Below are 6,000 nucleotides of genomic sequence, written 5' to 3' on the forward strand. Positions count from 1 at the left end.
GTTGGACAAACCAAAGCCCATATTGATTGCCACGGAGACACAGCAGGAAGGCTGCGATCTTTCCCCGTCAAGCCATGATGCGGGCCTGCGAACTCACGCACGACCAGTGGCGAGCGCCTTTAGGCGCCTTTGGAGTTTGACGTCCGCTTCTACGCCCAGGCCGCCTGCCCTTATTGCAGGTCCAGTGCTGCCAGAAATTCGGGCGTGCTGGAAGCGCGGCGCTTGAGACGGCACTGCTTGGGCGTCCGGTCACCGGGTCGATTGCCGCCCGTGAGCAGGCCGTCATCAGGTCCCAGGGCTTGGCCGTCCGCACCGACGGTGCCGAGCACACAGCGGCCGAGACGCACGCGCTGCTGCACGCGGCGGAGGGTTTCTCGCTCGAGCTACTGGTGGACGAGTACTGGGCGTGGACCTCGGTGTTACACCTCTGGGGCGACGGCGGCCCCACCGGCCCGGCGTTGGTGCAGGGCATCGCGCGCTTCGACGAAGCGATCAACCAGGCACTCGCGGACTTCAACGCCGCAGTCAGGGGTGGCCATCGTGGCCCCGGCTAAGGATCAGGTGCGAGCCAATAACCCTTGTCCAAGGGAACCCACGATGACCACCATCACTATGGCACGGGCCGAGCTAACCGGGAAGGGAGCGATGTGCTGTACCAGATGACATCAAGGGCATATCCACACGCTAGGCCGGGGACCTGGTGAAGCAGCCGTGTATGAGTGGTATCGCCAAAGGCAGGGGGTCCCGGCGGTGCGGCGAAGTCCAGTATGAAGCTTGATGCGCTCCCGAACTGCCACACAGAGCGACGACCCTCTAGCCGGGATCGAAGCCATCCACCTCATGACGAGCAGTCAGGCGCCATGAAAATCTCACCCACCTCTTGCAAGCGACGCGGCGCCCGGTGGAATGGAGCCTCCACTCGTGACGACACCGTGCAAGCACCGGGACCGTTCCAAGTCAATGCAGAACGCTAGTGAGGCAGCGGCTCCCGATCACGGCACCGGCCGGCCGGCGTGACAAGCGAAGTCCACAACCGACCCACGGAGAGATGACTCCGGCCCCCACCGTTTTGCCGCCAGCGGTCATTCCGGACTCCTATCGCGTCTCGCCTGGCGGCCGCCAGCGTTCCGGCTTGCCAGGCGCCTCGCCAAGGCTGCGCAGGGACTGTCCAACCTCCGTCCCTCCCGGCGTCCCGTGATTGCACTGAGGTGAGCCCACCGACTAAGGGCACAGATGTCTTCGAGTCGCCCACCCGTTGGCCCCAAAGTTAGCTCGCGTCGGTGCTTGTCGAGTCTCTCCCCGCTGGAACTGCGTAGCAGCGGGGCAACAGGATCACCGCAGGTTATCGTTCCAGAGCGGGCTGGTTGTCATGCTGGCGCTGTGCAGGTAGGCCAGCCCGCCGGCAGCTAGGGGCGACGCACCTGCGGGGCAGGTCGTTGAACGGTCAGCCTACTGTTTGTCCCCAGGTTTCTTACCAAACTGCAGGTGGACCTCGCCAGCGGGCCTGTGAAGCCAGTCCTCGCGGCGGCCTGCTTCTGTCATGATTTCCCCCAGCACCACCAGGCGCGGATGCAGGCTGCAGACTTCGGTGCTCACAGCCTGCAACTCGTTATCGTCGCCACGCTCCGCATAGTGGTTCGCCACCCGCATGGCCAACCGCACCTGCGGGCCGCTGAGGGTCGCCAAGCACTCGCCCAACGAGAACGGGCTCCGGTTTGCAAGCGACAGGATGAGCTTGGCCAGGCCGATCGCACTCGCAGCGTCTGGGTTCTGGCTGATCCACGCCAGCGCGTCGCGATAGGGGTTCATTCGTTGGTGTGAGGGACCGTTGTTGTGCGTTGCAGCGTATGGACGATCGTGCGCGGCACCGCCTGAGCTTCGCGACGGGATGGATGTGCAAACCGGGCGCGTGAGCGTCACGCCTGCAAGCGACTTGTTCCTGCGCCCGGTGGTTGGCCAGGTTCTGCACATCCAGATGAAAGTTGAGGGCTTCACCGCCGACGGCCCGGCGCTACCTGAGGCCGCAGTGTCGACTCGAATGAACGCAAGCGTAGCGGACATGCAATTCGCGCCAGCCCTAGATGTGCATCTCGCAAACCTTGCAGCCGGTCGTACCGTGGAGGGTTCCGCTTCCTCGTTTATCACGACAGGATCTGCTTCATTCGTAGTGCCTGCTCGACCGCTACCCGAAGTTCGTCCTGGTTGTAGGGCTTGTTCAACTGCACAAGATCTGGCCCCACGTCGCCAGCTTCCGCAAAGCCGGAAGCAAGCACCACGGGCAAGTGGTGGCCAAGTTTGGCAAGCTGAGCGACAAACTCCGTGCCGCTCATGCGCGGCATCGCGTAGTCGGTGATCACCAGATCAATGTGACTGCCTGCAGCCAGCAGGCGCAACGCCTCCTCGCCGGACCCGGCGCGCAACACCGTGTGCCCGTCGTCCTCCAGAAGCGACGCCGCACTGTCAAGGACGAGCGCATCGTCGTCCACCAGCAGGATCGCCCTCGGCGACACCGTGCTGCCGCCGTGCGGCTGCTGGTCGGGCTCAACCGGTTCAGCGTGATCGTCCGCGGCGGCTATCGGCAGCCACACCGCCGCCGTCGTTCCCCTGCCCGGGTGGCTGCTCAAGATCAGCTGCCCGCCTGACTGGGCCGCCAGGCCGTGCACCATCGGCAATCCCAAACCAGTGCCTTTGCCAGTCCCCTTGGTGGTGAAAAACGGCTCTGTCGCACGTCCAAGCGTGGCTTCATCCATCCCGACGCCAGTGTCCGTGACTTCGAGGCACAGCGCCTCCCGCTTTTCTTCGCCTGACGGGCCGAACATTGCTAGACGGCCCGCGATGGTCAAACGGCCGCCATCTGGCATGGCATCACGGGCGTTGACGGCCAGATTCAAAACGGCCAGTTCCAGCTGATGGGAGTCCACCACCGCCTTTGGCAGGTCCCGCGGCACTTGGACAGACAACTCAATGGTGGGGCCGACGGACTGCTGCAACAGCTCTGCCATATCGCCAACGAGCTTGCTGAGATCGACAGCCGTTGGGCTCAAGGGCTGTCGGCGCGCGAAGGCCAGCATGCGCTGCGTAAGCGACACACCGCGTCGGGCGGCCTTTGCGGCGTTGTGCAGCAGTCGCAACACCCCATGCTGCTCCGCCGGCAAGCGCCGGCGTGCCAGGGTCAAGCTGCTGAGCACGACCATCAGCAGGTTGTTGAAGTCGTGGGCGACACCCCCCGTGAGCTGGCCAACCGCTTCAAGCTTCTGCGCCTGGAACAGGTCTTCTCGCGCCCGCTCCAGTGCCTGCTGCGCAGCTCGCTTTTCGGTAGCGTCGCGCGTCACCTTGGCAAAGCCGATGTGTCGGCCGTCGGCATCGTGGATGGGGTCAATGACCACACTGGCCCAAAAACGACTGCCATCCTTGCGCACGCGCCACCCCTCTGCCTCGAACCGTCCATCGCTCAATGCCGTTGCCAGCGCCCGAGCGGGCAGCGCATTGGCTTGATCTTCAGGGGGGTAAAAGCGGGAGAACGAGGTGCCGACCACTTCGTCTGCCAGGTAGCCTTTGATGCGCTGGGCGCCAGCGTTCCAGTTGGTGATGACGCCGTCGGGATCGATCATGTAGATCGCATAGTCCGTGACGCTCTGGACAAGCAGGCGCAACTGCTGTTCGCTGCGCCGCAGATTTTCCTCGGCCTCCTTGCGTTCGGTCAGGTCGCGGGTCACCTTGGCGAACCCGAGCAGCAAGCCATGCGCGTCGCGGATGGCGTGCACCACCACCAGCGCCCAGAACCGGCTGCCGTCTTTGCGCACCCGCCAACCTTCGGCCGAAAACCGCCCTTCTTTCTCGGCGACCGCCAGCGCGCGTTGCGGGCGACCTGACCTCACGTCTTCCTCGAGATAGAACCTGGAGAAGTGCCGCCCCAGCACTTCCTGCTCGCTGTAGCCCTTAAGCCGGTGTGCGCCGGAGTTCCAGCTGGTCACGAAGCCATCCGGGTCCAGCATGTAGATCGCATAGTCCGTGACGGCGTCCACAAGCAATCGGTAGCGTGTTTCGCTGGAGGGCACTCCTGCCGGGGTGCGGTGGGAAGAGGTCATGCGGTGGTGGTCAACAATGTGACGGGCAGGCAGGTAGCACCGACTTCTCAGCGCGGCGAGGAAAAGTAGTACCGCAGCTGACGCCGAACCGGTTCGGACGGCTGTATCCAGACCTCTGCCGTGCGAAGAGGGGTTGGCAGCGGAGGTGCAACATCCTCGTCAATCAGAATGGTCAACAGCAAGTCCAGCGCTTCTGAAGCACGTCGCACCGTGTCCTCTGTGCCGTCCCCGGCGACCAAAAGTTCAGGCAGGTCCCGGCAGGTAACGAAGTAGCCGCCCGTGAAGGCTGGTTCCAGGTGTATCGCGTAGGCAACGTCCGCCAAGGTCGCTCTCCCATTGCGGTTTGCTCCCGATGATTATCGCCACATCGCAAAGATCCGAGCCTGAAATAGTGAGCGTCCACTCACCGCTGGATGGACGCAAGCGGTGAGCGCTGTCATGTCCCCGCACTGTTCAGAAGTAAGGCCAGCATATGCATGCCGCGCAGTCGGCGGAATCAAGTTCTCCACGGAAAACGGTCAACCCACGGCTGCCACCCTCGTCGTCTAAGAATGATTACCGGCGAAGTACGGCAGGACTCCCTGAACGCAGTCGGGACGGTACGCCAGACCTGCATCCTGCTGGCGCGCCTTGTGCGGTACCAGCGCAGCACCTGAGAGCATGGCGGCGGGTTCCGGAAGCTGATCATCGGAAGCTTACGCGCGGACGTCAGCGGGACCAGTCAAGTCGGCGAGTGGACCCGAGTCGACGCGGTCCCCGTGATACCGCTGAGGGGCTATCCCGGTGCCGCCAAGCAGGTCACGCACTCACTCAAGGAAGCCTTTGCCTCCACAGCAGCGGGACCATGAACTCAGCGTTCCTGGGGGCTACGACCCGCTACGTGATCCCCTGACGGCCAAGCTTTTCGCCGTCAGCGGTGTTGGCTGACGGTGCCGGCGCGAGCGTGGCGGCCTCGTCCTGCAGCCACACGGTCCGCTCCAAGGTGGCGCCTCGTCGCCTTAGCGCAGTCCCAGTTCAGACGGCGACAGGTCGTAGTCGGCGATTGCTTTACGGATCCAGACAAGGGCCACCTGGCGCTCCCGTTGCCTGGCTGCCTCGGCCTCGGCTTGCAGCTCACGCAGCCGATGGAGCATCTCGGGATAGCGTGGCCAGGCATCACCGCCTTCTGCGAACTTTTGCACCGTAGACCGCACCTGCTTCCGGCCCTCCATCGCCGGCGTCGTGCTCGGGACTCGTTCAGTCAACACGTCGGGTGCTCGCGTCGAGACAGGGCGTGCGTTGTTCGGACGCGTGATGGTGACTTCACCATGCAGTAGTCGCCTCGAACGCCGACGCTTCGGGCCAACGGCGGCGTGCACGTCGGCGGCACCGGTCTCCGGACTGGCCGGCTCTTGCGCACCTAGGGCCGTCGCTTCAAGCGCCGTCTGCAAGCTCGTTACGGTTGACACCGGCGACGGCAGTCGAAACACGCGAGGTGGTCGAGCGGCTTCCTTTGCAGGTACCGCCGCCCGCTCAGGCAGCGAAGGCTGTTCTACCCTGCCCTTGACGACGGTGACTACAGGAGCGGGGTCAGGCTGCCCCGCTGGACGTTGCGAGAAAAAAGCTTCGGCTGCCAGACGCGCCGCGCTCGGCGCGCTTTGAACTTCAGGGATCTCAAACGGGTTGGGCACAGGGATAGAGGAGTGACAGGCCAAGTTGGGGCGGAGGGCCGCGATACCCCGCAGCCACGGCAGCCTATCGGGCTGTGCTGTCCGGGCAGAGGAGGTCGGCAACATCGAACAGCTGCGGCCCTCGTGCCGCGCGTGTCGCACTGGCCGACACGCACGTGAGCAGCCGGATCAGCCTTCGACGCGGAAGGACTCCAGGGCGCTGCCGTTGGCCAGCGCCTGCTTGAGCCAGTTGGGCCGCAGGC

At 64.3% G+C, this 6,000-nt stretch carries 5 protein-coding genes; 1 reads left to right on the plus strand and 4 read right to left on the minus strand.

What is annotated here, in order from left to right; translation table 11 throughout:
• Nucleotides 1–299: 299 nt before the first annotated feature.
• The gene (locus VO99_RS26580) at nt 300–554 is read left to right on the plus strand and encodes a hypothetical protein (RefSeq protein ID WP_157039812.1); all 255 of its coding nucleotides are present in this window, start codon (nt 300–302) and stop codon (nt 552–554) included.
• 895 nt (nt 555–1,449) lie between these two features.
• Here VO99_RS26580 and VO99_RS26585 read toward each other — a convergent pair.
• From VO99_RS26585 to VO99_RS26595, 4 genes are all read right to left on the minus strand, one after another.
• On the minus strand, nt 1,450–1,809 hold the full coding sequence (locus VO99_RS26585; RefSeq protein ID WP_046115990.1) for a hypothetical protein: 360 nt from the start codon (nt 1,807–1,809) through the stop codon (nt 1,450–1,452).
• A gap of 332 nt (nt 1,810–2,141) precedes the next feature.
• Entirely contained in the window at nt 2,142–4,088 is a 1,947-nt protein-coding gene (locus VO99_RS26590; RefSeq protein WP_046115991.1) for a hybrid sensor histidine kinase/response regulator, read from the minus strand.
• Between the two features lie 47 nt (nt 4,089–4,135).
• Nucleotides 4,136–4,411: a type II toxin-antitoxin system HicB family antitoxin gene (locus VO99_RS31050; protein ID WP_198157091.1), complete on the minus strand. Its 276-nt coding sequence runs from the start codon at nt 4,409–4,411 to the stop codon at nt 4,136–4,138.
• A gap of 675 nt (nt 4,412–5,086) precedes the next feature.
• Nucleotides 5,087–5,269 (minus strand): H-NS histone family protein, encoded by a 183-nt coding sequence (locus VO99_RS26595; RefSeq protein WP_157039813.1) that lies wholly within the window; start codon nt 5,267–5,269, stop codon nt 5,087–5,089.
• Nucleotides 5,270–6,000 lie beyond the last annotated feature (731 nt).

This window comes from Aquincola tertiaricarbonis (assembly GCF_000969605.1).
GTDB classification, from domain to species: domain Bacteria; phylum Pseudomonadota; class Gammaproteobacteria; order Burkholderiales; family Burkholderiaceae_C; genus Aquincola; species Aquincola tertiaricarbonis.

Bases quoted from the DNA above. Each gene is read 5' to 3' on its own strand.
- VO99_RS26590 (WP_046115991.1), bottom strand. From the start codon at position 4,088: ATGACCTCTTCCCACCGCACCCCGGCAGGAGTGCCCTCCAGCGAAACA.
- VO99_RS26585 (WP_046115990.1), bottom strand. From the start codon at position 1,809: ATGAACCCCTATCGCGACGCGCTGGCGTGGATCAGCCAGAACCCAGAC.